The organism is Ruegeria sp. C10, assembly GCF_056537805.1.
Map to the genome: position 1 here is coordinate 38,437 of NZ_JBQFSC010000002.1, position 25,881 is coordinate 64,317.

The following is a 25,881-nucleotide window of genomic DNA, read 5'->3' on the forward strand; positions in this document are numbered from 1 at the left end:
TTTCTAAAAATTTCGAGATTCTTGCGATAATTCGAAAATAAGGTTAGGACGCTACTTGGACAAAACTTGAAGGTGCATACTGGAATGAACGACGAAATAGATATTTATCAAGATCTTAAGATGCGCCTGATCTCTAATGGATTCGAGCATGGAGCGAAGGTGCGGGCTGAAGAACTTCGTAAAGTGTATGGCTGTTCTGCGAGCGCCGTTCGTGAAGTCCTTTTTCGTTTGGCCGCTGTTGGTTTGGTGGACTTTCAGGAACAAAAAGGTTTCCGCGTGCCAATGCGATCGCCGCAGAAGCTTATCGAATTGACGCACGTCCGTGTTCTGTTGGAGGCCGAAGGCACCGCAATGTCGATCCGTAACGGCGGGGTGGATTGGGAAGCAAGATTGACGGCCGCACATCACAAACTCAGCCATATCGAAAAACGCATTCACGCCACAGACGACCCGAGCGGCCTTATCGAGATATGGTTTGCCTCGGAAAAGGAATTTCACCAAACACTTATTTCTGCCTGTGGCTCGGAAACCTTAAAACAAATGCATAGCCGAGTTTATGCGCAATTCAGACAGCAGTTGATGGTGGCAGACCGGAACTTTGAATTCATTTCTCAGAACATAAGACACCATGCCGATATACTTGAAGCAGCATTGTCAGGGGATGAGCAGTTAACACGAGAGAAAATTCACGACCATCTGGAACGCCATCTAACTGGAAAGACGATGGGCGACTAAAGCCGAAAATCGTCTTCCAAATACACCTGAATTATATCGTCGAAGCTTGATTCCGCCTCGAACCCCAACTCCTGAGCGCGATCTGTTTGAAAGTCTCGCGGCCAATTCTTGACTATTCGTTCGATTGTCTCGTCGGGTTCTTGCCTGATTAGGTCAACCGCTTCTTGGCCGGCCACTTGGCGCAGAGCTTCGATTTGTTCGGCGACGGTGCAACTTACGCCAGGCATGTTCAATGCGCGTCTGTCATTCAAAAGCTGTGTGTCCATTGTTGCTGCATGGGTCAAAAAAGTCGCAGCGGCGCGGGGGCTGGCGTGCCAGTGGCGAACGGTTTCGGCAACTGGCAAGACAGCCTCATCCCCATTCAATGGCTCTCGGATTATACCCGAAAAGAAGGACGAAGCGGCAGCGTTGGCTTTGCCCGGGCGCACACACAAAGTGGGCAAGCGCAAGGAAATACCGTCGATGTATCCTTTCCTGCTGAAATCCGTGATCATCAATTCAGCCGCCGCTTTCTGCGCTCCGTAACTTGTCAAAGGTGCCGAGAGGAACTCATCGCTTATCTTTTCGGGGAATGGTGACCCGAAAACTGCTATGGACGAGGCAAAAACCAGACGAGGTGTGTACTCGTTTCCTGATGCCTCGTGTTCATCCTTAAGTGCGTTCAGCAGTGCCCACGTTGCCATAAGGTTTACATCCCAACCCAACGCAAAGTCTGTTTCAGCTTGGCCTGAAACGATAGCTGCAAGATGAAAAATGACGTCTGGCCGCTGCGTAGCAAAAGACTTAGCTATGCCTGACGCAGTCAAGTTCCCCACAATTTGATTACCTGCCGCACTTTCGGGCGGGAACGAGAGATCGAACAGTGAGACTTGGGCATCGGCTCCAAAGGTTTCTTGGGTCGACACGCGATGGGCCAGTTTCTGGCCCAGCATTCCTCCGCCGCCTATAATCAGGATCCGCGTCACAGCATTCCGTTCCGTTTTTTGAGTTCTAGATACAAAGCCGAATGATCCAGTTCGGCCCCATCCATTTCGTCTATCAGATATTCGAAACGGTCGCGCACAGATCGGGTGCTAGGTAGCTCAACGCCAAGGCTTCGTGCTTCCTCCAGCGTGTTGTCCAAATCCTTGAGTTGAAACTTAGACAAACCTCCGGGTGCAAAATTTCCATCAGACATGCGTTCGCCATGTTGTTGCAAGATAATACTATCCGCAAAGCCCCCCTTCAGTGCGGCCCTCAACGCGGTGGGGTCCGCACCACCTTGCTGAACCAGCAGAGTCGCTTCGGCGACAGCCGATATTGTTACAGCGACAATTGTTTGATTGGCCAATTTGCACAATTGACCAGAACCACTTGGGCCAACATGTACAGGCCGGCCCATTGCTGTCAGAACTGGTCGCACGCGCTTCATAACGTCCTGATCGCCACCGACCATGATCGCAAGGGTGCCAGCTTCGGCACCTTTGGTGCCACCGGAAACCGGGGCGTCCAGATGCAGCACCCCCATCGAGGAAAGCTGCGCGGATTGCTCTCTTGCGTGTTCGGGTTTGGCGCTCGACATATCAATCCAGATCATCCCCGGTTTGAGTCGCTCGCGGAAAGCCTCGTCAGCAAGTAGCGCGCCGGTCGCATATCCATCCGAGAGCATGGTTATTATTACGTCTGCACCCGAAACCGCCAGCGGGGCAGTTTCCACCAATGTCGCGCCTTCTGCTGTCAACGGTTTTGCCTTTTTCAAGCTGCGGTTCCATACAGTGAGCGGAAACTCGGCGCGCAAAATATTCCGCGCCATAGGAGCTCCCATCAGGCCGGTTCCCAACAGAGCCACTTTGAACTGCTTGCTCATCATCTACTGTCCTTCCGAAGGTGCGCCACGCATGGTTATGGCCAAACCAAAATCAAAGTCATACGCTAACGGCTCTGTGCCCACATGCCAGAAGTCGTTGCAAATCCGCCAAGGTTTCTTTGCTTCTCGGTTGATCTGTGGGACGAAGTAACACTTGTCCAGTCGCCACTTTTGAGGTCGGAATATTTATATGTCAGAAAGACTTAAGGGAAAAAGCGTCTTGGTCACAGCCGCCGCACAGGGGATCGGACTTGCAAGCGCAATTGCAATGGCAAGAGAGGGTGCAAAAGTCTATGCGACGGATATTAACCCTGAAAAACTAAATTTGATTCGCGGTCGGAATCTCGAAAATCTCGAAATATTCGAGATGGATGTGACGAATAATGACAGCATTCATCATGGGGTCGCGCGAGCGAAGCCGGACGTTTTGTTCAACTGCGCAGGGTTCGTGCATCACGGAACTATTCTGGGTGCAACCGATGAAGAGTGGGATTTCGCAATGGACCTTAATGTGCGCTCAATGGTGCGCACGACAAAGGCTGTATTGCCGGGAATGTTAGAGCGCGGAGGAGGCTCGATAATCAATATGTCTTCCGCGCTGGGTTCCATAATCGGTGCGCCAAATCGTTTTGTATATGGAACGACAAAAGCCGCTGTTGTCGGGCTGACGAAATCGGTAGCCGTGGACTTCATAACAAAAGGAATCCGGTGCAATTGCATTTGTCCGGGAACAGTCGATAGTCCCAGTTGGCGTGACCGCGTAGATGCGTTGGGAGAGCAATTGGGCAGCAGAGAAGAGGCCCTTGCACAATTTGTGGCGCGTCAGCCTATGGGGCGTGTAGCGAAAGCAGAAGAGATTGCTGCATTGGTCGTCTATCTGGCGAGCGATGAAAGTGCATTCACCACAGGACACACGCATATAATTGACGGGGGTTGGTCAGGCCAATGAGAAAAGTATCAAAAAACGATTTGCGATCTCGCAAGTGGTTCATGAATTCTGAGAACCTTGAGATGACGGCATTGTATCTGGAAAGATACCTGAATTACGGATTGACCCGTGAGGAACTGCAATCAGGCAAACCGATCATTGGCATTGCTCAGACCGGCAGTGATTTGAGCCCCTGTAATCGGCATCATATCGAATTGTCCAAACGTGTTCGCGATGGAATCATCGCCGCCGGGGGAACGTGCATCGAAATACCGGTCCACCCGATACAAGAGACAGGTAAACGGCCAACGGCGTCACTCGACCGCAACCTGGCTTATCTGTCCTTGGTTGAGAGTCTATTCGGGTATCCGATTGACGGCGTTGTTCTGAACATTGGTTGCGACAAGACCACGCCCGCGCTTCTTATGGCCGCTGCGACCGTCAACATCCCAGCGATCGCCCTGTCGGTCGGCCCCATGCTCAACGGCTGGTGGAAAGGTGAGCGCGCCGGATCGGGAACGGTTATTTGGAAAGCGCGCGAAGACCTTGCGGCTGACGAAATCGACACCGATGAGTTCATGGAAATCGCAGCCGCCGCAGCACCTTCGGTGGGTTATTGCAATACGATGGGAACAGCAACGACCATGAATTCGCTTGCTGAGGCCTTGGGTATGCAATTGCCCGGATCAGCCGCCATACCAGCCCCGTACAGAGAGCGCGGTCAAATCAGTTATGAAACGGGTAAACGCATTGTGGACATGGTCTGGGAGGATCTACGCCCCAGCGATGTGATGACACGTCAGGCTTTTGAGAATGCGATTGTTATCAACTCTGCGATTGGTGGATCGACGAATGCGCCGATCCACCTGAATGCAATCGCTCGGCATCTTGGTGTTCCGTTGACCAACGATGACTGGCAGAAACTTGGCCACGACGTTCCACTGTTGGTTAACATGCAGCCTGCGGGTGAGTATCTGGGCGAAGATTACCAACAGGCCGGAGGTGTACCCGCCGTTGTCGGAGAGCTTCTTGATGCTGGATTGCTGCCGCATCCCGATGCGATAACGGTGAACGGTAAGACGATGGGCGATAACTGCTCGACGCGCCGGTCTCAGAACAGCGACGTAATCAAGCCTGTAAGTAGCCCGGTTAAGCGACAGGCGGGGTTCATCAATCTCTCAGGCAACCTGTTCGAGAGTGCGATTATGAAAACATCTGTGATCTCAAAGGCATTTCGAGAGACCTACCTGTCGAACCCGGATGATCCTGATGCATTTGAGGGCAGGGCGGTTGTGTTTGATGGGCCTGAGGACTTTCACCATCGGATCGATGATCCTGCAGAAAACATCGACGCAAACTGTATACTGATTATGCGCGGAGCGGGACCAAAAGGATACCCTGGTGCTGCAGAGGTCGTGAACATGCGGCCGCCCGCATATTTGTTGAAACAGGGCATAGAAGCCCTTCCTTGCATCGGTGATGGACGGCAATCCGGTACATCAGGAAGTCCGTCTATCCTGAATGCCTCACCCGAAGCTGCAGAGGGTGGTGGGTTGGCCTTGGTGCGAAATGGCGACCGACTGCGCATCGATCTTGGAAAAGGCACAGCGGATATGCTGGTTTCGCTTGAAGAGCTGCATGAACGCGCCCGCGATCTGGAGGCAAAGGGTGGTTATTCAACCCCGCCCAACCAATCCCCCTGGCAGGAATTATTCCGCGAAAAAGTAGATCGGTTGGATCGCGGTATGACGCTCAAGGGTGCAGAAAACTACCGCGATATCGCGCGAGGCTTCATGCCACGCGATAACCACTAAAAGGAACAGAAATGAAACTTGTTCGTTACGGAGCCAAGGGCTCGGAAAAGCCAGCCCTGGTCGACTCTGAGGGTCAATTGCGGGATCTGTCCGCTCATATCAATGATATCACGGGGGATATGTTGGATGACGGAACGCTTGATAACCTGCGGTCATTGGATCCGAACAACCTGCCAATTGTAGAGGGTGACCCTCGTATCGCTCCGTGTGTCGGTGACATCGGCAAATTTCTTTGCATCGGTTTGAACTACTCAGACCATGCTGCAGAAACCGGCGCAGATATTCCCGAGCATCCGATACTTTTTTTCAAGGCGAACTCGGCTGTCATAGGTGCCTATGATGATGTTGTTATGCCGCGGGGGTCTACACATACCGACTGGGAATGCGAACTGGGGGTCGTCATTGGTAAGACGGCCAAATACGTTTCCAAGGCCGACGCACTCGAATATGTTGCGGGCTATTGCATCGTAAACGACGTGTCGGAAAGGCATTTTCAAACGCAACTGACCGGTCAATGGACCAAAGGAAAATCCTGCGACACATATGGCCCTACCGGCCCGTGGTTAGTGACCCGGGATGAGGTGCCGGATCCCCAGAATCTTGGTATGTCACTGTATGTAAACGGTCAGCGCATGCAAACCGGGAATACCGCCACGATGATCTTTTCCGTTGCCGAGATCATTGAGCATCTAAGCCAACTTTTTACACTGCACCCCGGTGACGTCATTTCAACCGGAACACCGCCCGGTGTTGGAATGGGGATCAAACCGGAACCAGTTTATCTGAAAAAGGGCGACGTCATGGAGCTTCGTATCGATGGGCTTGGTGTTCAGCGGCAAAAGGTCGGCCAAGATGACTGAATTGTTGCAAATCGGAGGGATCACTGAACGGATGCGAGAACGCCTGTCCTCAGTGTTCAATATTCAACAATTGGACGATTTCAACGCGGAAGGTATTACGCATATCGTAACGAACGGGCATGATGGCGTTCCGCATGACCTAATGATTTCACTCAGTAATCTGAAGATGATCAGCGTCTATGGAGTCGGCTACGACGCCGTCGACGCTAATGCTGCGGCTGAGCGTGGGATTGTTGTGACGCACACGCCCAATGTGTTGAACAAAGAAGTCGCAACCACCGCCGTTCTGCTGTTGCTGTCATGTTATCGAGAGCTCATACGTGACGATGATTACGTCCGGTCCGGGCGATGGGAAGTTGAAGGTAATGCCCCTTTGACGCGATCAGCGGACAATCAAAAAATAGGCATTCTTGGTCTTGGTCGCATTGGTCAGGCGATTGTTGATAAGTTGGAGCCGTGGGCACCCGAAATCTCATATCACACCCGCAATCAAAAGGATGTCCCGTACCGATATTTCGACAATTTGGTTGAAATGGCAGAGCATGTGAACGTTCTCATATGCATCACGCCTGGCGGCCGGTCGACCAATAGGCTGGTCAACGCTGAGGTGTTGCGCGCGTTGGGGGCAGGCGGCACTCTGATAAACGTTAGTCGAGGTTCGGTTGTCGACGAAACTGCCTTAATTACTGCATTGCAAAATGGTGAGCTCGGGTGGGCAGGGCTTGATGTCTTCGAGGACGAACCGCGCGTTCCAAAAGCATTGCGCGAGTTGTCCAATGTCGTTCTGCTCCCTCACGCTGGTAGCGCGACTTTTGAGACGCGTGCAGCAATGGGTGACCTGACTGTCGACAATCTGCTGCAACACCATAAGGACGGATCGGTGATCACAGCTGTGCCGGAATGCAGAGATCTGTAATAGGCCAATCTGAAAAGTGTTTGAGTTTGCTGTCGCGGTTTTCTTTCTGCTGATTACGCCGGGCCCGGGTGTTCTAACAACTGCGGGTATCGGATCAGCATTTGGTTTTCGAGCTGGACTCGCCTTTGTGGCTGGTCTGATGCTGGGCGGGTTCATCAACATGATGTTAGTTGTCTCTGGAGTCGCTGCGGTTGCTTTGGCTGTACCGGTGCTTAGAACTTTGTTGCTATTCGCCTCTGTCGGGTATCTGGTATTTCTCGCCTGGCGTATTGCCAGCGCCGGCTCAAAGGTCGGATTTTCTCCTGCGGTTTCGCCGCTTGGTTTTGCGAACGGTCTGACACTTCAGTTCATCAATCCCAAGGCTTACGTGGTCGGCACAGCATTGTTTTCAGGGTTTGCCTTTTTGCCCGATGCGCCCGTTTGGGAGGTCGTCATAAAAATCGTAGTATTCAATATGATTTGGGTTCCAGTGCACATGATCTGGCTGGGTGCTGGCGCAAAGCTGGGTAGCCTTGATTTAAGCGAGAGATCGCATCAAAGGATCAATATTGCGATGGCCGCTTCATTAATGGTGGTTGTGGTGATTGCCTTGGGGTCGGCGCTATGAACGATATCTAAGTCGGTCTTACTTAGCAGGCGATTGGAAGCTGCAGATCAAAGTGACGCCGTTATTCCACCATCGACATAGAGAGTATGACCATTGACGAAACTGGATGCAGGGGAAGCAAGGAAAATGGCGGCGCCGACAAGTTCTTCTACATTGCCCCAGCGACCGGCCGGGGTACGTTTCTCAAGCCATGAGCTAAACTCTGGGTCGGCAACCAAGGCGGCGTTCAAAGGTGTATCGAAATATCCAGGCGCAATGGCATTGCAGTTTAGACCATACTTAGCCCAATCAGTTGCCATTCCTTTTGTAAGATTGGTCACGGCGCCTTTTGTCGCCGTGTAAGGCGCAATACCCGGTCTTGCTAATGCGGATTGAACCGACGCAATGTTAATGATCTTACCAGACTTTCTTTCAATCATGTGCCGTGCCACAGCCTGACCGACGTGAAAGACGGACGCTACATTTGTCTGTAGCAGGCGCTCGAAGGCATCAGCGGGGAAATCCTGTAACTCCGTCCTATGTTGCATTCCGGCGTTGTTTATCAGGATGTCTATTGGGCCGACTTTTTCTTCAAAGTCGTCCACAGCAGATCGGACACCTTCATGATCGGTTGCATCGAACGAAAGTTCGCGTACCGAGGCACCTGTTTCGCTCAGCTCGGATGCTGCTGACGCTAGTTTAGTGGCATCGCGCCCGTTCAAAACGACCTGCGCACCGGCGGCAGCCAAACCACGAGCCAACGCAAATCCGATGCCTTGGCTAGAGCCTGTTACGAGCGCGCGTGTTCCCTCTAGGCTAAACATTTCAAGCGTCATGCAAAAATCCCTTGGTTGTCAGCACCGACTATCCGTATCTTTTGGCAATCTGTATAGGGAGTCCGTGCAATGTCTACGGCCAGTGTTGCTGTTGTTATCCATGCCGCAAAAGATCTGAGGTTGGAAAACCGGGATGTGCACGACGTGGGGCCAGACGAAGTCTTGATTGCCATGCGCGCGGGAGGGATTTGCGGCTCTGACCTGCATTATTACAACCACGGTGGTTTTGGTGCGATCAAGTTGCGTCAGCCGATGGTGCTTGGACACGAAATCGCCGGGGAAATAGTGAAAGTTGGATCAAGTGTGCGGGGGCTACACCTAGGTCAGCTGGTTGCAGTTTCTCCATCCCGACCTTGCCAATCCTGCAGTTATTGTCTGAACGGGCAGCAAAACCACTGTCTTGATATGAAGTTCTATGGCAGCGCGATGCCGTTCCCGCATATCCAAGGCGCTTTTCAAAGCAAACTCGTAGCGAAAGCCAGTCAATGCGTTCCAGCAGATGGGTTAAGTCCTGCGCAGGCCGCTATGGCCGAACCTTTGGCGGTCTGTTTGCACGCGATTAAACAAGCTGGGAGCCTCTTAGGTAAAACGGTTCTTATCACGGGATGCGGTCCAATCGGCTGCCTCACGATCTTGGCGGCGCGTCGTTCTGGGGCGGCCAGAATAGTGGCGACGGATATCTCGGACCAGACCCTCGCTCTGGCGCGTGGATGCGGGGCAGACGATGTCATCAACACCTACACCGATCCACAAAAACTGGAGCAGTTTGAAAACGACAAGGGTCAGGTTGATGTACAACTGGAGTGTTCCGGGGCTCAATCGGCTCTGGCTTCTGGCGTCGCATGCTTGCGACCGGGTGGAACATTGGTTCAGCTTGGTCTGGGCGGAGATATGACTGTGCCGATGCAGGCGTTGACTGCAAAAGAGATAGTGCTTTGCGGGTCTTTCCGTTTCCATTCCGAGTTCTCAGTCGCGGTCGAGATGATGCGAAGCGGACTAATTAACGTCGACCAGTTGGTAACGCATTCCTTCGAAGTTGGCGAGGCTGTCACTGCCTTTGAGGTCGCGTCTGATCGAAGCCAATCAATGAAGGTGCAGTTAACGTTTTCAGAAAATGACGATGGATAGACGAATGAGTGATATTGCAAAGACTTATGAAAGAGACGGTTTCGTAGCTCCGCTGGATATCCTGACGGCTTCTGAGGTCCAAGCGCTGCGCAATGATTTTGAGAAAGCTGAGCATATTCTCAGAGACGACCCAGATAAACTCAAGCTTCTATATTCTTATCCGGACAGGCTGATACCATCATTCGATGCACTACTTCGCCATCCGAAGCTGATTGATGCTGCTTCAACGGTGTTAGGGCCGGACCTCATGGTTTGGAGCGGTGCACTTTTCGTAAAAGAAGCGCGATCATCGAAGATAGTCTCGTGGCACCAAGACTTGACCTATTGGGGATTGGATGATGCTGAAGAGGTTACCTGTTGGGTTGCGATTTCAGAAGCGTCTGAGCAAAGCGGGTGTATGAAGTTTGTTCCTGGCAGCCACAAGAGCCGTATCGTGCCTCACGTGGACACTTTCAGCGAAAACAATCTGTTATCACGTGGGCAGGAAATCGCAGTCGATGTGAACGAAAAAGATGCAGTTGCTGCCGAATTGCGTGCGGGGCAGGCATCCATGCATCACGGGCATCTCTTTCACGCATCCGGGCCCAATAACACAGACGATAGACGCATTGGTGCGGCGTTGCGTTTCATAAAGCCTTCAATGAAACAGCAGAATGGCGTGAGAACTTTGGTTGCGCTAGTCGCAGGGCGAGATGATTTTGGGCATTTCTTACTTGCGTCCTCCCCTCAGGGCTTTTTGCATGAGAACGATTTCGTTTTGTGTCAAAGGGATGCAGACCGCAAGAAACAAATACTCTTCGCCGGAGTGAAGTGACGCCCTTGGCATGCCAAGAACCATTGCTACATCGACCCGGAAGCAGACCTGAATCGCGAAAACCAATGAACATTCAAAAGGGTCTTGTCATAAGAACTTGGGGTGAGCGGGCAGGGGTGTTGCGTAGCTTGTGCCCATGACTAATCCTGCCTCTTACAAGTATTTCAAAACCAGCCCCGAGATCATCCGCCTTGCGGTGATGTTATACATCCGCTTCTCGCCTTCACTTCAGAATGTCGAAGTTCTGCTGCACGAGCGAGGCATCGACGTGAGCCACGAAACTGTCCGATATGGGTGGAACAGGTTCGGTCCGATGATTGCCTCTGAGATCCGAAGTAAGCGGGTGCAACAACTGCGCGCATTCTCGAAATGGAAGTGGCATGTGGATGAGGTTTTTGTGAAGGTCAATGGCAAGAAACATTACCTCTTGCGGGCCGTAGATCATGAGGGCGAAGTGCTGGAAGCAGTTGTCACCAAACGTCGAAACAAAGCTGCACCATTGAAATTCCTCAAGAAATTGATGAAGCGATGCGGTAAAGCGGAAACCGTCGTCACGGTTCGCTTCGCCGGACACAGAGTCGCGGTCAGAGAGCTGGGCACGATCGAAAAACAACCGACGGGCAGGTGGCTCAACAACCGCATCGAGAACTCGCACCTGCCGTATCAACAACGCGAGCGCGCGATGCAGGGTTTAAGGCGCATTCGAAGTTTACAGAATTTCGCTTCCGACCATTCCTACGTATACAACCACTTTAACCAGGAAATATCCCTCACCAGCCGAGACTCCTTCAAGCTGACGCGAACCGCCGCTCTTGACGAGTGGCGTCAACTTTGTTCCGGATAGGTTCACGATTTTGAGTCAAATTGAGACTGGTTCGAATTTGTCTGACAGCACCAATGGAGTTTGAAGCCTAGGACCCACCCAGCGTTTCGTTGTAAGATGATACTCGGATATTCGCGCTATTATTTGTCGTGCGGTTATCCACGCTTGGATTGCCAGAATCCACTCATCTGACGAATGACGGGCTTCATGATCCGCGCCGCTAGTTGTGGAAATGGGGCAATTTTCTGAGATTGGTTGTTCAATACAAGCCAGAATTGGACGCGCAAAAGCGGATGAACCTAACTATACCACGCAGCTAACTGCGAGGTGTTTGGCGAAGTAATTTGGGAACCACTTCCTCAACGAACAGGGCGACGATTGGCTTCATGTTTGCGATGCGCAGGAACAAGACAGCTGCGCTTGTTGTGATTTGCGCTACTGATCAGAGATACGGATTTCGCCGTTTGGTCGATAAATCTGCAGTGGTGCGGGGTTATCTCACAGAGAAACCAACTTGCCTGAAACTTTTGTTGACAATATCTATTCGGCTATTAATTTTAGCAACTAAAATAAAGATAGGTGGGTTCAAAGATGTATCTTGGATTGGACTTGGGAACATCTGGTCTTAGAGGGATTCTTGTCGACGACGCAGGTTCCGTCGCAGGTAGCGCTGAGTCCATTATCCTTACGTCTTCCTCAAAACCCGGATGGTCCGAACAGTCCCCTTTGGATTGGGTGGAAGCTTGCAAAGAAGTCGTCAGTCAGCTTCGGGCTGCACACGGAAACGCGTTTTCTGCGCTGCGCGGCATTGGTTTGAGCGGGCACATGCACGGTGCGACTCTTTTGGATGCCAATGGTAACGTGTTGCGACCGTGCATTCTGTGGAACGACACGCGGGCATCTAAAGAGGCAGAAATTCTTGATCAACTGCCGGGTATGCGTTCGAGTTCAGGCAATATCGTTTTTCCGGGGTTCACGGCCCCCAAGTTGGAATGGGTCCGCGCAAATGAGCCTGACCTGTTTGCTAAAACTGCCAAGGTCCTGCTACCGAAAGACTACCTGCGACTCTGGCTGACCGGAGACTACGTCAGCGATATGTCTGACAGTGCCGGAACTTCATGGCTGGACGTTGGTGCGCGGCGATGGTCGGAAACCGCACTGGAACAGAGTCACATGAACATCGAACAAATGCCTCGACTGGTCGAAGGCAGTGATCCGGGCGGGGAGCTGCGGTCCGAGTTGGAGCAAGAGTGGGGAGTGTCTGGACCGGTCGTGATTGCAGGGGGAGCAGGGGACAATGCCGCTGCCGCCTGTGGGATAGGCAGTACAAGCGATGGAACTGGCTTCTTGTCCCTCGGAACCTCAGGTGTGTTGCTGGTGTCCAGAGACATCTATGCTCCAGCGCCAGAAACGGCGATACATTCTTTTTGTCATTCTGTCCCTGACAGGTGGATTCAGATGGGTGTTATCCTTTCTGCGACAAACAGTTTGAACTGGCTTTCCCGCAATCTGGGCCAGTCCGTTGGGGACATGATCGCCTCGCTGCCTGCCGATCTGGATGGCCCATCAGAGATCACGTTTCTGCCTTATCTTTCAGGTGAGCGGACGCCTCACAATGACAGTGCAATCCGTGGTGCGTTCCTGGGTGTGGATATCTCCTCGGAGACCACTGATTTGACGCGGGCTGTCATGGAAGGCGTCGCCTTTGCAATGCGGGACTGTTTGGAGGCCCTCAAGAGTACCGGAACAAAGCCAACCAGCCTTTTGGCCGTTGGCGGCGGTGCGCGATCTCGGTATTGGTTGAAAAACCTGGCCACCGTGCTCAATACGCCCCTTGCCTTGCCCCGGGGCAGTGAATTTGGTGCCGCCATCGGCGCCGCCCGCCTGGCAATGTGCGCCGTCAATGGCGCAAACCCGGACTCTGTGATGATGTCGCCCAAAATCGACACGGTGATCGAGCCTCGTGGGGATCTGATCGATGCATTCGAAAATGAATACCAACGTTACCGGCAATATTATTCGGCCTTAGCACCTTTTGCGAAACGATGAACAAAAGGCGGGACATACCTCCTCAAATCGAACGAGCCGTCCTGAATGATGGCGACATGCGCGTGTCGCTACTCAGCTACGGGGCGACAACTCAAGGTTGGTGGTACAAGGGGATGCCAATGATCCTTGGATACGAGAACCCGCGGGACTACGTGACCGATAATAATTATCTGGGCGCAATCGTTGGGCGTGTCGCCAACCGGATCGGAGCAGCGCGTTTTGACATGGAAAATGTTCGGTATGAACTGGACGCAAACGAGGGTCGGAATTCCTTGCACGGTGGGCGGGCAGGCCTATCGTATCAGAATTGGGCTCTTGAGCAGATGACAGCAAACGAGGCCATATTGCGCCTCACTTCCCCGGAGGGTGCCAGCGGTTATCCAGGAACCGTCAGATTTGAAGTGCGAGTAAGGCTGGACTATCCGCGTCTGGTTTATTCGATTTCAGCACAGCCGGATCGGCCGACACCCGTAAGTATAGCGCAACATAATTACTATAGCCTGGGTTGCGTAACGGGCATTTCAGAACATTGTCTGCGGCTGACTTCAAACCGTTATCTTGAAGTTGACAATCAGGGTATTCCCTCGGGCAAGATTGTGGACGCAAGAGATAGTGGTATGGATTTTTTCGCGCCGAAAGCGATCAGTGCCGTTTTGACGGATTTGGACAACTACTTCGTTTTCAACAGCGCACGAGAGAAGGGGCTTCCGGTCGCCGACCTTACTACACCCACGGGTTTGAAGCTATCTGTATGGTCAGACCAGGCAGGGGTGCAAATTTACTCCGGGGCTCACCTCACGGAACCCTTTTACAAGAGCGCTGGCGTGTGCATCGAGCCATCGGGTTATCCCAACGCGCCCAACATCCCCGAGTTCCCGTCGATCATATGCGCTCCTGAAGCCCCTTACGAGCAGACATTGATTCTGCAGATTTCAGAGGGTGTGACATGAGGCTTGTTACACCGATTGTTGCTTTTAGCGTGGTAATTGCGTCCACTACGGTGGCAGCGGCTCAGAACCTTGGGCCAATCCCAGAATTTGTTGAACCTGGCGTGAAAGAGGTCCAACTTGGGCGACTGCTTTTCTACGACCCGATCTTGTCCGGGAACAGGAATATCAGCTGCGCGACTTGTCATCACCCCAAACTCGGCACGTCCGATGGGCTCTCGCTTGGGATCGGTGAAGGTGGTGCGGGTCTGGGGGCAAAGCGGAGATTCGATGCGAAAAACCCGCCGGAGCAACGAATCCCGCGCAATTCGCCGGGTCTTTGGAATCTTGGCGCAACCGAGTTCACAGTCTTCTTTCATGATGGGCGCCTTGAAACTGATCCGACACGCGCGAACGGTATCAGGACGCCGCTGGGCACTCATATGAGGTCAGGTTTCAAATCCGCTCTGGCAGCTCAGGCAATGTTTCCGGTGCTGTCTCCTGATGAGATGGCAGGCCACTATTCCGAGAATGACGTCAGCCAGGCTGTACGCCTCGGGTTGCTTACTCAGGAAGGCGGGGCGTGGGATTTGATAGCGGCTCGCGTCGCGGCCATCCCGGAATACGAACAGCGTTTTTCTCAGGTTGCACCAGGAGATACGATCACCTTTTCCGCTATTGCGAATGTAATAGCTGATTTCATTGCCTTCGAATGGCGCGCTGTCAATAGCCCGTTTGACCTTGCGATGCGGGGGGAATCTGAGTTGCCGGAAGATGCTCAGCGCGGCATGCAGTTGTTCTACGGGAAAGCAGGGTGCAGCATCTGTCATTCGGGCTGGTTCCAAACAGACCACAAATTTCACTCCATAGCGATGCCGCAGATAGGACCCGGAAAAGCGGCGCGGTTCGAAAGCCATGTCCGGGATGATGGGCGCCTACGCGTAACTGGTGACGCAGAGGATGCGTTTGCGTTTCGCACGCCCTCGTTACGCAATGTAACGCTGACGGCCCCGTACGGGCATAACGGTGCCTATGCGCAGCTTGAAGATATCGTGCGCCATCATCTCGACCCAGAGGATTCCCTGCGTTCGTACTCCTTGGAAATGGCTGTGCTCCCTGACTTTCCGGGTGCAAAGGATCAGCTTCCATTGTCGAACCCAGAGAATTTGGATGCGATTGCCAGAAGCAGCGACCTGTCAAGGCTAAGTCTGACGGATCAGGAGATCAGCGCGCTACTGAGCTTTCTGGCCAGTCTGGAAGATCCCGCGGAACGTCTTGGTGTTCCAGATCAGGTTCCAAGTGGACTGCCGGTTGACCAATGATCATCGCTCAATTTGAATGATCTGATTTGATTGGATTTCCTGCCATCCTCCTTCTTCGCCATCAGGCCAAATAACCCGAACTTCGATTGCCTTCGCATCCCCCAGTCCAAAATGATGAAGCCCTGCGATACCGCTGGTGTGCCCTCCACCGATTGTGATTTCCCGGGTTACCACACCTGACTCGGTCCTGGCCTCGATAAAGCCGCCGACCGCGAAGCGGTTTGGTTTATCTTGGGAAATGTCCAGCATCACCCAATTCCCGGTGTGGGGCTGGTTTTGATAGACCTCAAGTTCCGAGCCCCGGTTAATCACCACCAGATCAAGCCAGCCGTCATTGTTGAAGTCAGCCAAAGCCGCGCCGCGCGACTTGGCCATAGAGGCAACGCCAGCCTCGACTGAAGCTTCTTGAAATTGACCATTCTCCAGTTGTAACAGTAGGTTGTTGGGGTCATTCAATGCTGCATCTGGCATCTGCTCGACATTTCCCTTGGCGACAAAGATATCGTCTAGACCGTCGTTGTTAACGTCGCCAAATTGCGCATGCCATCCAGTTGATGGGCGACCGTCGTCTCCAATATGTGGCCTGTGAGCGGTTGTGCCTTTGCTGTAAGTGGCGTCTCGCCAGGTTGGGCCGCCAGCTTCGGGGTCAAAAACTTGAAATTTTTGGTCACCCATAGAAGTCAGGTAAACTTCGGGGAAGCCATCGCCTGTTAGATCTCGTGAAGCGATGCCCATGCCCCAGATCGAATATGCCAACCATCCGTCTTCTTTCGAATAGGGGCGTGGAGTTTTTTCCATTGCCCACAATTGCTCGTGGCCGCCACGTACATAGTAATGGCGATCGTTACTGACCCGCAGATCCGCTTGCCCGGTGCGGGACCAGTCAGAAAAGAGAATGGACAGCGCGCAATAGCCTGGTTCGAGATGTTCCGGTGGCTGGTAACTGCCGCCACTGGGCCGGTATAGGACCGTGGGTCCGCAAGTCTCAAACGGGCCGTCGGGATTGTGACGATCAACATAAGTTCCGTAGGCCAATGTTGGCAGAGTCTGATTAGCTTCCCAGGTGGCAGAGAACCCGGTTGTCCAATGATCCTCTGATCTGAAGCCAAGGGAGCTGAAAGGGCGGAACTTGCAATCAGGCTCACCTTTTATAAGAAGATCGGGGCCGACGCGCAAAACAGCCAGATCCATAACGCCATCACTGTCGACATCCAGCGGGTAGGCCCCAGTTACGTCGACCATGGAAAGCAGCTCGGGGGTATCAGCACGAAATGAAACGCTTTCGTGCGATGTGTTTCTAAACAGTTTGGATGTGTTGGTGCCGCCCGCTGCAAAGAGTTCGGGCAACCCATCACCGTCACAATCGAAAACGGCGACTCCGCCGCCAACAAAGTGCTCCCAGCCGCCGTCATAGATATGAGCGCCTATGTCAATCTTTTGGAATTGCGGAGCTTGAGTTTCTGCGCTGGCCGCAGATGCAAAAGCGAATAGGATACAAAGCTCAGGGCGCATTTGTCGACAGCTCCTTTACCTTGAGGATCGAGACCTGCTCAATCCCGTACGCCGCAGCTCCCTTGGCCCACATAAGGTCGCCCCAGTGATGGGCTGTGATTTCCGGCAAGGGGGTATCGACATTCACGACGCCACTGCGAATTCGGGTTATCACCTCGTCCGAATTCAGGTGTTCTAAGTCCATCTGAGCTCCGGACAAAATAATGCGTTCGGGATCAAACAGATTGATCAGATTGGATATTCCCAGACCAAACATCTGGCCCGCGCGGGCCAGAACGGATTTCGCCCTTTCGTCTCCGGATCGAGCATTTTCGTGGATCTCTTTAATGGTTTCCGTTCCAATGCGTTGATCGGCGACGGTTGCTTCCCGGATCAGTGCATAGTCCCCGACATAGGCCTCAAGGCAACCCCGCTGGCCGCACTGGCAAAGCGCGCCGTCCAGTTGGACTTTTGTGTGGCCAAATTCCGCTCCGCAGCCTCTTTCCCCGCGATATAGCTTACCGTCCAGGACAATTCCAAGCCCAACGCCGTGTTCGATCGTGACGACAAGAAAGTTCTTAAAACCCTTGCCTAACCCAAAGAGTTGTTCCGCCTTTGCTACCAGGTTGGCGTCGTTTTCTATAAAGGCGGGGCAGGGCAGCTCTGTTTCCAGAAATTGGCTAAAATCGACGTTTCTATCGGTAAGTGAAGAGGACCAGTGTACAAAGTTCCTTTCTGCGTCCACGAGACCGGCAACCCCAATTGACACTCCGGATAAGGTGTCGAGGGTCTCGTTGATCTGAGCGCAGGCCTCATCCAAGGCCTTGCGAATAGTTGCCACTAATGCGCCTGGCGTCATCCGGACGTCGTCCAACGGATGTTTGTATGACGTGACCTCGTTGCCTTTGAAATCTACAAGGATGACCGAGATCATGTGGCGCGCCACTTTGAGGCCCGCAACAAGGTAAGAGCGGCCATCCAGCTGAAGTAAAACTCTGGGCCGACCCCTTTTGGCGGATTTGGATTGCGGTTCGGATTCGATCTCTTTGATCAGCCCCGCAGATATGAGGTCGGCTGTGGCTGCAGTAACCGTCGCAGGGCTGGTCTGCAAAGCGCTGGCGATATCTATCCTGGAGATCGAGCCTCTTGTCCGAATATGTTCCAACACCCGCAGGCGCGTAATGTTCCGCTGGTCCGCGGCATTTTGAGAAGCTTTGCTTTTCAGCATCTTGGCCTCACGAATCTGGTTCTTACCTCAATCTATTTGGATTTCGCCTGTCCTAACAGACTAAATATTTTACCGGCTGAAATAAATATGGTATTCAAGTTTGTGAGAGCCGCGAATCGAAATGCGATGGCTCGGCAAATGGGAGGAAATCATGAAGAGAATTCTCAGCTTTTCGGCTGTGGCCACTTTGTTGGCTTCGACCGCATTCGCAGAGCCAGTGGTCGGCGTGAGCTGGTCGAACTTTCAGGAGGAGCGTTGGAAAACAGACGAAGCGGCCATCAAGTCGGCACTTGAAGCAGGCGGTGCCGAGTACATTTCGGCAGACGCGCAATCGTCCTCCGCAAAGCAGCTATCGGACATCGAAAGCCTGATCGCCCAGGGTGTGGACGCGCTTATCATCCTAGCGCAGGACGCGCAGGCCATTGGTCCCGCGGTTCAGGCCGCGGCGGACGAAGGTATTCCTGTGATAGCCTATGACCGTCTGATCGAGGACGACCGAGCATTTTATCTGACCTTCGACAACGTGGAAGTCGGCAGAATGCAGGCTCGGGCTGTCTTTGAGGCCATGCCCAAAGGCAACTACGTGATGATCAAAGGCTCTCCTACTGATCCGAACGCAGATTTCCTGCGCGGGGGTCAGCAAGAGATCATCGGAGCAGCCGTCGACAGCGGTGACATCGTGATCGTTGGTGAAGCCTACACAGATGGTTGGTTGCCCGCGAACGCGCAGCGGAACATGGAACAAATCCTGACCGCGAACGAGAACAACGTGGATGCAGTCGTTGCGTCGAATGACGGTACTGCAGGCGGTGTTGTTGCGGCCCTAACAGCACAGGGTATGGAAGGCATTCCGGTGTCAGGTCAGGATGGCGACCACGCAGCGTTGAACCGCGTTGCGCTGGGCACTCAAACCGTTTCGGTATGGAAGGACGCTCGTGAACTCGGAAAGGCCGCTGGCGAAATCGCAGTCGCACTGAGCGGAGGGACAAGCCCTGCTGACGTCGAAGGCGCAGTGAGCTGGACATCCCCTGGTGGCACCGAGATGAACTCGGTCTTCCTCGCGCCCGTTCCGATCACCAAGGACAACCTATCCGTTGTTGTGGACGCTGGATGGATCCCATTGGAAGATCTGTGTCAGGGCGTTGAAAACGGACCTGCTCCCTGCAACTAAACTTCAAAGTCCCTGGCCCCGTCTGGGCCGGGGACTATTGCTGAATTTGAAAGATCGGAAATGACCGAAACTTCGTCTCAGCCGGTACCTGAAAAAGCGAAACCCAGCCTGTTCCAGCAACTGGAACTGGATATGCGGCTTTTGGGAATGATCGGCGCGTTTGTCATCCTGTGCATCGGGTTCAACATCTTCACAGATGGGCGCTTCCTGACCCCTCGTAACCTGTTCAACCTGTCCATCCAAACGGTTTCGGTCGCCATTATGGCATGCGGGATGGTATTTATTATCGTCACGCGGCACATCGACTTGTCGGTTGGTGCACTGCTGGCAACAACCTCGGCCGTGATGGCGATGACGCAAACCGAGCTTTTGCCACAAGTCCTTGGGATGGGTTTGAACAATCCAGCAACCTGGGCGATCACCATTGTTGTTGGGCTGTTTGTCGGCACGCTGATTGGTGCGTTTCATGGCTGGATGGTCGGATACCTGACGATACCAGCCTTCATCGTCACGCTTGGTGGATTTCTGGTTTGGAGAAATGTGGCTTGGTATTTGACCAGCGGTCAGACGATTGGTCCTCTGGATAGTACATTCTTGATGTTTGGCGGGACCAACGGGACATTGGGAACGACGACAAGCTGGCTGTTCGGCTTGTTTGCTACCGCAATCGCGATCTGGGCTTTGCGGAGCAGTCGTCGCGCAAAGGCGGCACATGGATTCCCCGTCAAACCTGTCTGGGCCGAAGCCACTCTGGCCGGGATAATCGCAATCGCCATCCTTGGGTACGTTTACATCGTAAACAGTTACGCCATACCAACGCGGCGGCTGCAACGTATGTTCGAAGCGCGCGGAGAGACAATGCCAGAGGGGCTGGTCGTCGGATACGGCATACCGATTTCTGTACTCATCCTAATCATCGTGGCTGTCACGCTGACAATTGTGGCGCGAAAAACCCGGTTTGGTCGGTACATCTTTGCCACTGGCGGCAACCCGGATGCGGCAGAGCTTTCGGGTATCAACACTCGGCTGCTGACCGTGAAAATCTTTGCTTTGATGGGTTTCTTGTGCGCCGTGTCCGCGGTGGTCGCCTCGGCTCGCTTGGCGAACCATTCGAACGACATTGGTACGCTCGACGAACTTCGGGTCATAGCAGCTGCAGTGATCGGAGGAACCGCATTGTCGGGCGGCATCGGCACCATCTATGGCGCGATCCTGGGTGCATTGATCATGCAGGCGCTGCAATCGGGCATGGCAATGGTTGGCGTTGACGCGCCGTTTCAGAACATCGTCGTCGGCAGCGTCCTCGTGTTGGCCGTCTATATCGACATCGTTTACCGCAACCGACTGGGGGCAAAGTGATGCAAGCTCAGGATACGCAGAAAAAACCTTCTGGCACTGGGCGCGGTTCAGGCGCGCCGCCATTGGTCGAGATGCGCGACATCTCGATTTCCTTCGGTGGGATCAAGGCCGTCGACCATGTGTCGGTCGATCTCTATCCGGGTGAAGTCGTTGGCCTGCTTGGCCACAACGGGGCCGGAAAGTCCACGTTGATCAAGGTATTGTCCGGCGCGTATCAGATGGACCACGGCGAGATTCTGATCGATGGCAAGCTGGTCGAGATTGGCAATCCTCGTGACGCCCGGGCGAACAATATCGAAACGATATATCAGACGCTCGCCTTGGCCGACAATCTGGACGCGACATCAAACTTGTTCCTGGGGCGCGAGATGACGACGCCTTTTGGTTTGGTCAACGACGCAGCCATGGAGGCCGAGTGCCGAAAGATCATGGCACAGCTCAACCCAAACTTTCAAAAGTTCAATGACCCGGTCTCCGCCTTATCGGGTGGGCAAAGACAGTCTGTGGCGATTGCTCGGGCCGTCTATTTCAATGCCCGCATTCTGATCATGGATGAACCCACTGCGGCGCTTGGGCCGCATGAAACCCAGATGGTGGCGGATCTGATCCACCAGCTGAAGGCGCAAGGAATTGGGATATTTCTGATCGATCACGATGTGCACGCCGTCATGGAACTGTGCGACCGCGCCTCGGTCATGAAGAACGGAAAACTGGTTGGGACGGTCGATATTGCAGATGTCACTGACGACGATCTTTTGTCGATGATCATTCTAGGCAAGCAGCCAGCGCAAAAAGCAGAGTAGGGGGCAGAAATGCCAAGTGGATTTTTTGAAGGGATCGAGAAGGTCCAGTTTGAAGGCGTGGACAGCAAGAACCTGTTGGCCTTTCGTCACTACGACCCGGATGAAATAATCATGGGCAAGCGTATGGAGGACCATCTGAGGTTTGCAGTGGCCTGGTGGCATTCATTCGCGTGGGAGGGCGGAGACCCCTTTGGTGGACCTACGTTCGAACGCCCATGGTATCCTCAGGACGATATGGGCCGGGCCCGTCAGAAGGCAGATATTGCATTCGAATTGTTTGAGCTTTTGGGGCAGCCATTCTTTTGCTGGCACGACGCTGACATCCGGCCCGAACAGGGAAATTTTGCCGATAACCTGCGCACATTAGAAGATATCACCGATTATATCGGTGAAAAGATGCAGGTGTCTGGCACCAAGCTGCTTTGGGGCACGGCCAATATGTTCAGCCATCGTCGCTGGATGTCTGGTGCCAGTACCAATCCTGATCCCGACGTTTTTGCGTTTGCAGCTGCGACAGTGAAATCCTGCATGGATGCGACTCATAAGCTCGGCGGAGAAAACTACGTTCTATGGGGTGGCCGAGAAGGCTATGAAACCCTGCTGAACACGGATTTGAAAACCGAGTTGGACCACATGGGCCGTTTCTTGAACATGGTCGTTGAATACAAACACAAGATTGGGTTCAAAGGAACTATTCTCGTGGAGCCCAAGCCTCAGGAGCCGTCTAAACACCAATACGACTACGACGCCGCGACTTGTATTGGATTTCTCAGGAAGTACGGGTTGGAGGACGAGGTCAAGTTGAACCTCGAGCAGGGGCATGCGATCCTGGCCGGACACAGTTTCGAGCATGAAATTGCGGTCGCCGCTGCCGAAGGGATGCTTGGCTCGATCGACATGAACCGAAACGATTACCAATCCGGATGGGATACGGACCAGTTCCCGAACAACACGCCAGAGGTTGCTTTGGCATTTTACTACATCCTGAAGGCTGGTGGCTTTACAACTGGGGGCACAAATTTTGACGCCAAAACACGTCGGCAATCGCTTGATGCAAAAGATCTTGTTGCAGCCCATGTCGGCGGAATGGACATTTGTGCACGAGGCTTGAAAGCTGCGGCTGCTATGATTGAAGACGGTGGCTTGGAGGACGCGCTGACGGAACGGTATTCCGGTTGGAACACGCCGGAAGCAGTGTCTATGTTGGGTAGCAGTCTGGAAGAGATTTCTGCCCGGGTTCTGCAGGAAAATACCAACCCGAAACCACAATCTGGGCGTCAGGAGATTCTGGAGAATTATGTGAACAGGTTTGTGTGACCAAGGAAAACTGCAATCGGGGAACTGTCAAAAAAATCTTGTCAGAAGAACTTTACTTGGGCGGGGTAGGGGTGTTGCGTAGCTTTTGCCCATGACCAGACCTGCCTCTTTCAAATACTATAATAACCGGTTCTGAGATCATCCGCTTGACTGTGATGCTGTACATCCGATTCCCGCTCTTGCTTCGGAATGCCGTAGATCTGTTGCACGAGCGAGGCATCGACCTGAGTCACGAAACCGACTGCTACTGTTGGAACAGGTTCGGTCCAATGTTTGCCTCTGAGATCCGAAGATAGCGGATGCAACAACTGCGCGCACTCTCGATAACGAAGTGGCACGCCGACGAGATTTTGTGAAGGCGAATGGCAAGAGACATTGCCTCTGGCGGGTTGTTGATCACGAAGGCGAGGTGCTGGAAACCGTTGTCACCAAACGCCGAAACGAGTAGCCGCTTATTTCGGGATCAAGATCAGTGGTTTTGGGGCTGGGTAAACAGCCTACTGTAGTCACTGCAGTGATCAGTCACCATTTAGTGCGAACAAAGGATTACAGCGGGCATTGACGCTTAGCTATCGTCGGACAAGCGCCAGATGTCTTGCTGTCCAAACCCACGGATTGTTCGCGCGCCGACATTCTCAAGGTCAAACTGATCTTTGAGGACCTGCGCGACTTCGTCCTGGACTGAAATCTGCATCGGGTCAGAGAATTCCTGAAGTCTGGAGGCCAGATTCACAGCCGGACCAAAGATATCGTACACATACTTCTGGATGCCAACGACCGACCCGACTACCGATCCCGTGGCCAGTCCAATTCTGCACCGCCACTGATGCGGATGGCTCAGGTTTCGGCGGGTCAAATAGCGTACGAAACGAATGGCTGTGTTTGCGATTGCCTTGGCGTGATCCGGAGTCGGATCGGGCAGACCAGCGACGGTGATATATGCGTCTCCGATTGTCTTGATCCGTTCGCAACCGAATTGCTCACCTATGCGATCAAACGCGCTGTAAATATCGTTCAGCTCAGTGACGGTGACGCTTGGGTCCTGCGAGGCGACCATATCCGTGAACCCCACGAAATCGAGCATCAGGACGGAGACGGGGTCATAGAGTTGTGGCGTGACCACGCCGAAAGTCTTGTACTCTTCGTAGACCGACCGGGGCATCAGATTTAGCAGCAGTTTTTCAACCTGCTCCTTTTCCCGCTTCAACTCGCGGGTGTTCCGTTCGACCATCATCGAATAGGAGTCGATCATGGACTCCAGCTCTTTGATACGGGTGATGTTCTGACATACCAGAACCAGCACATCGTCGTGCGCGACCGTGAAATCGAGTGCGATCACCAGTGTGCGGCGTTTCTTTTTGAACGTGATTTCTGATGTATGCCGCCCGGTGCCGGACAGGCTTGTTTGCACTGTGTCGATATCCAGATCAGGAAAGAGCTGCTGCAATTGGTCTGAAGGGCCATCGGCACTGAACCACTCGTCAAACGTATCATTGCGGAACCCAAACTTCAGCGATTGACGGTCCAGTAGGGCAACGCCCACACCAATCGCGCGAAGGAGCTGTTCATTGATGGCTTCGATGGTCATGATTTATCCAACAATCAAGGGGCGACGTTTACTGAATTCCGCGACAACGATATCGATATCCTCGGCATCCACGCCGTGTCTTTGCAAAGCATCACGGAGCACGACCTCCAACTCGTCGAAATGGTCATCCGTAATTGCGAGATGAGAGTGTAACTGGCGCAGTTGATTGTCGGTGTAGGAGGCCGGACCACCAAGGAGCGACGCTATGAACTTGGTCTGATGGTCGACCATGCGGCTCATATCCACGTTGTCGAAGAAGGGTCCAACCTCGTCATTGTCCAGCAGGATGTCATAGAACGAGAACACGATCTTGCTGATCTGTGAAAACCCACCGTATTTTTCATAAAGTGTGCGCTCGGCCATAACAAAATCCCCCTTAAACAAACTAATACCAAGAAAATGGTGGATCGACTACACCGGGTAATCTTCATCGTTCTTTGACGGTTGGGTCAAAGAACGATGAGCCAGTGATTCACGATCTCAGCCGCGCTGCATGACAATTTCAGCGTACTCGGATGAGATGCAAAGTGTGTCATTGCCTGAGATATCGAACTTCTCGATCAGGGCCATGATATCGCGCTGCAGCGCCTCTTGTCCCGGTGCGTCCAGTGCATCGAAGGCCTTTTGCATCGGACCATAGAAAGTCCGAAAATACTCTAGGAAGTGTTCGGCTGAACGGTAGCGGAACATGAAGTTCTTGCGTCGGAACGAAACGATGGTGCTGTGCGATCCGAAGGATTCTTCAATCCAGTCCCGGCTGCCCCACAAAGCCGGAGAGCTTACGCCAGCAGGCGGAGGCACATGTTTACCAATCGTTTTGAACAGAAGACCGATGAAGCTGTCCGGCGTCCAGTTGGCCAGACCAATCTTGCCGCCGCGTTTGACGACCCGTTGCAGCTCTGCTGCTGATTGTTGTTGGTTCGGTGTGAACATCACGCCGAACGTCGAAACCACCGCGTCGCAGGATTGATCATCGAAAGGCAGGTTTTCGGCGTCGGCAACCTTGTAGGTCACGAACAGACCTTCCGCTTTGGCGCGCTGGCTGCTGGCGTCCAGCAGGGCTTCTACATAGTCGGTCGATGTAACATCACAAAAGCGCCGGGCGAAGGCCAGGGTGGCATTACCATTCCCGGCGGCGACATCCAGTACCTTGGAACCGGGCATCAGATCCATGCTTTCAGCCAGTTCTTCACCCGTAATTTGAAGGGTGACACCCACTTTGCTGTAGTCGCCGGAGCCCCAGGCGACGTTTTGCTTTGCTTTGATTGCCGCAAAGTCTGTGGTGGCGTTGATCGATGTTTGAATACCCATGATATTGCTCCTTTTGATGTAGCAGTGGTT

Annotated in this window: 24 protein-coding genes and 1 pseudogene; 17 read left to right on the forward strand and 8 right to left on the reverse strand. The window is 53.2% G+C overall.

What is annotated here, in order from left to right; translation table 11 throughout:
• Positions 1 to 84: 84 nt before the first annotated feature.
• A complete protein-coding gene (locus ACR0DE_RS08560; protein ID WP_170396177.1) occupies positions 85 to 735 on the forward strand; it encodes a GntR family transcriptional regulator in 651 nt (216 codons plus the stop codon).
• Here the strand turns inward: ACR0DE_RS08560 and denD are convergent.
• The gene (gene denD, locus ACR0DE_RS08565; RefSeq protein ID WP_480752643.1) at positions 732 to 1,700 is read right to left on the reverse strand and encodes a D-erythronate dehydrogenase; all 969 of its coding nucleotides are present in this window, start codon (positions 1,698 to 1,700) and stop codon (positions 732 to 734) included. The two genes, ACR0DE_RS08560 and denD, sit on opposite strands and share 4 nt — an antisense overlap.
• Complete coding sequence (locus tag ACR0DE_RS08570) at positions 1,697 to 2,581, reverse strand: NAD(P)-dependent oxidoreductase (RefSeq protein ID WP_480752645.1); 885 nt, start codon at positions 2,579 to 2,581, stop codon at positions 1,697 to 1,699. Before ACR0DE_RS08570 ends, denD begins: the two co-directional genes overlap by 4 nt.
• 190 nt (positions 2,582 to 2,771) lie before the next feature.
• Here ACR0DE_RS08570 and ACR0DE_RS08575 point away from each other — a divergent pair, with 190 nt between their 5' ends.
• From ACR0DE_RS08575 to ACR0DE_RS08595, 5 genes are read left to right on the forward strand one after another with little or no spacing between them, the layout of a single operon-like run.
• A complete protein-coding gene (locus ACR0DE_RS08575) occupies positions 2,772 to 3,530 on the forward strand; it encodes an SDR family oxidoreductase (protein ID WP_170423960.1) in 759 nt (252 codons plus the stop codon).
• Entirely contained in the window at positions 3,527 to 5,323 is a 1,797-nt protein-coding gene (locus tag ACR0DE_RS08580) for an IlvD/Edd family dehydratase (RefSeq protein WP_170423958.1), read from the forward strand. The genes ACR0DE_RS08575 and ACR0DE_RS08580 overlap by 4 nt, the downstream gene beginning before the upstream one ends.
• Before the next feature lie 11 nt (positions 5,324 to 5,334).
• Positions 5,335 to 6,183, forward strand: a complete 849-nt coding sequence (locus tag ACR0DE_RS08585) for a fumarylacetoacetate hydrolase family protein (RefSeq protein ID WP_480752648.1) — start codon at positions 5,335 to 5,337, stop codon at positions 6,181 to 6,183.
• Positions 6,176 to 7,099, forward strand: coding sequence for a 2-hydroxyacid dehydrogenase (locus tag ACR0DE_RS08590; RefSeq protein ID WP_480752650.1), 924 nt, complete (start codon positions 6,176 to 6,178; stop codon positions 7,097 to 7,099). Before ACR0DE_RS08585 ends, ACR0DE_RS08590 begins: the two co-directional genes overlap by 8 nt.
• Positions 7,100 to 7,115: 16 nt before the next feature.
• A complete protein-coding gene (locus ACR0DE_RS08595; RefSeq protein ID WP_170403474.1) occupies positions 7,116 to 7,706 on the forward strand; it encodes a LysE family transporter in 591 nt (196 codons plus the stop codon).
• Between the two features lie 47 nt (positions 7,707 to 7,753).
• Here ACR0DE_RS08595 and ACR0DE_RS08600 read toward each other — a convergent pair whose 3' ends face one another.
• A complete protein-coding gene (locus tag ACR0DE_RS08600; RefSeq protein WP_170565707.1) occupies positions 7,754 to 8,521 on the reverse strand; it encodes an SDR family oxidoreductase in 768 nt (255 codons plus the stop codon).
• Between the two features lie 69 nt (positions 8,522 to 8,590).
• Between ACR0DE_RS08600 and ACR0DE_RS08605 the strand changes: the two genes are divergently transcribed.
• The 6 genes from ACR0DE_RS08605 to ACR0DE_RS08630 all read left to right on the forward strand — a co-directional run bounded on the left by ACR0DE_RS08605 (position 8,591) and on the right by ACR0DE_RS08630 (position 15,583).
• Positions 8,591 to 9,649 carry an L-idonate 5-dehydrogenase gene (locus ACR0DE_RS08605; RefSeq protein WP_480752653.1) on the forward strand — a complete coding sequence of 353 codons (1,059 nt, stop codon included), beginning with the start codon at positions 8,591 to 8,593 and terminating at the stop codon, positions 9,647 to 9,649.
• Between the two features lie 4 nt (positions 9,650 to 9,653).
• Complete coding sequence (locus tag ACR0DE_RS08610; protein WP_480752655.1) at positions 9,654 to 10,463, forward strand: phytanoyl-CoA dioxygenase family protein; 810 nt, start codon at positions 9,654 to 9,656, stop codon at positions 10,461 to 10,463.
• Between the two features lie 136 nt (positions 10,464 to 10,599).
• Entirely contained in the window at positions 10,600 to 11,307 is a 708-nt protein-coding gene (locus ACR0DE_RS08615) for an IS6 family transposase (RefSeq protein WP_480752657.1), read from the forward strand.
• Positions 11,308 to 11,877: 570 nt separating this feature from the next.
• Positions 11,878 to 13,335, forward strand: a complete 1,458-nt coding sequence (gene xylB, locus ACR0DE_RS08620; RefSeq protein WP_170396198.1) for a xylulokinase — start codon at positions 11,878 to 11,880, stop codon at positions 13,333 to 13,335.
• The gene (locus tag ACR0DE_RS08625) at positions 13,332 to 14,285 is read left to right on the forward strand and encodes an aldose epimerase family protein (protein WP_480752659.1); all 954 of its coding nucleotides are present in this window, start codon (positions 13,332 to 13,334) and stop codon (positions 14,283 to 14,285) included. Before xylB ends, ACR0DE_RS08625 begins: the two co-directional genes overlap by 4 nt.
• Complete coding sequence (locus ACR0DE_RS08630) at positions 14,282 to 15,583, forward strand: cytochrome-c peroxidase (protein ID WP_480752660.1); 1,302 nt, start codon at positions 14,282 to 14,284, stop codon at positions 15,581 to 15,583. Before ACR0DE_RS08625 ends, ACR0DE_RS08630 begins: the two co-directional genes overlap by 4 nt.
• Here ACR0DE_RS08630 and ACR0DE_RS08635 read toward each other — a convergent pair whose 3' ends face one another.
• Together ACR0DE_RS08635 and ACR0DE_RS08640 are read right to left on the reverse strand one after the other, a co-directional pair.
• Positions 15,584 to 17,095: a CRTAC1 family protein gene (locus ACR0DE_RS08635; RefSeq protein WP_480752663.1), complete on the reverse strand. Its 1,512-nt coding sequence runs from the start codon at positions 17,093 to 17,095 to the stop codon at positions 15,584 to 15,586.
• Entirely contained in the window at positions 17,085 to 18,302 is a 1,218-nt protein-coding gene (locus tag ACR0DE_RS08640; RefSeq protein ID WP_170626595.1) for an ROK family transcriptional regulator, read from the reverse strand. The genes ACR0DE_RS08635 and ACR0DE_RS08640 overlap by 11 nt, the downstream gene beginning before the upstream one ends.
• Before the next feature lie 151 nt (positions 18,303 to 18,453).
• On the opposite strand from ACR0DE_RS08640, the gene xylF reads away from it, so the two are divergent.
• From xylF to ACR0DE_RS08665, 5 genes and pseudogenes are all read left to right on the forward strand, one after another.
• Positions 18,454 to 19,473 carry a D-xylose ABC transporter substrate-binding protein gene (gene xylF / locus ACR0DE_RS08645; protein ID WP_155150139.1) on the forward strand — a complete coding sequence of 340 codons (1,020 nt, stop codon included), beginning with the start codon at positions 18,454 to 18,456 and terminating at the stop codon, positions 19,471 to 19,473.
• Positions 19,474 to 19,533: 60 nt separating this feature from the next.
• Entirely contained in the window at positions 19,534 to 20,832 is a 1,299-nt protein-coding gene (locus tag ACR0DE_RS08650) for a sugar ABC transporter permease (protein ID WP_480752666.1), read from the forward strand.
• The gene (locus ACR0DE_RS08655; RefSeq protein ID WP_480752668.1) at positions 20,832 to 21,635 is read left to right on the forward strand and encodes an ATP-binding cassette domain-containing protein; all 804 of its coding nucleotides are present in this window, start codon (positions 20,832 to 20,834) and stop codon (positions 21,633 to 21,635) included. The genes ACR0DE_RS08650 and ACR0DE_RS08655 overlap by 1 nt, the downstream gene beginning before the upstream one ends.
• A gap of 9 nt (positions 21,636 to 21,644) precedes the next feature.
• Complete coding sequence (gene xylA, locus ACR0DE_RS08660) at positions 21,645 to 22,952, forward strand: xylose isomerase (protein ID WP_480752670.1); 1,308 nt, start codon at positions 21,645 to 21,647, stop codon at positions 22,950 to 22,952.
• A 91-nt stretch (positions 22,953 to 23,043) separates the two neighbouring features.
• Positions 23,044 to 23,394, forward strand: a pseudogene (locus ACR0DE_RS08665) (DDE-type integrase/transposase/recombinase); the annotation flags it as partial.
• 123 nt (positions 23,395 to 23,517) lie between these two features.
• Here ACR0DE_RS08665 and ACR0DE_RS08670 read toward each other — a convergent pair.
• The 3 genes from ACR0DE_RS08670 to ACR0DE_RS08680 form a co-directional block, all read right to left on the reverse strand.
• Positions 23,518 to 24,540 carry an adenylate/guanylate cyclase domain-containing protein gene (locus ACR0DE_RS08670; protein WP_480752672.1) on the reverse strand — a complete coding sequence of 341 codons (1,023 nt, stop codon included), beginning with the start codon at positions 24,538 to 24,540 and terminating at the stop codon, positions 23,518 to 23,520.
• Positions 24,541 to 24,543: 3 nt separating this feature from the next.
• A complete protein-coding gene (locus ACR0DE_RS08675; protein ID WP_170403431.1) occupies positions 24,544 to 24,903 on the reverse strand; it encodes a group I truncated hemoglobin in 360 nt (119 codons plus the stop codon).
• 117 nt (positions 24,904 to 25,020) lie between these two features.
• Positions 25,021 to 25,851, reverse strand: a complete 831-nt coding sequence (locus tag ACR0DE_RS08680) for a class I SAM-dependent methyltransferase (protein WP_170597879.1) — start codon at positions 25,849 to 25,851, stop codon at positions 25,021 to 25,023.
• Positions 25,852 to 25,881: the final 30 nt, after the last annotated feature.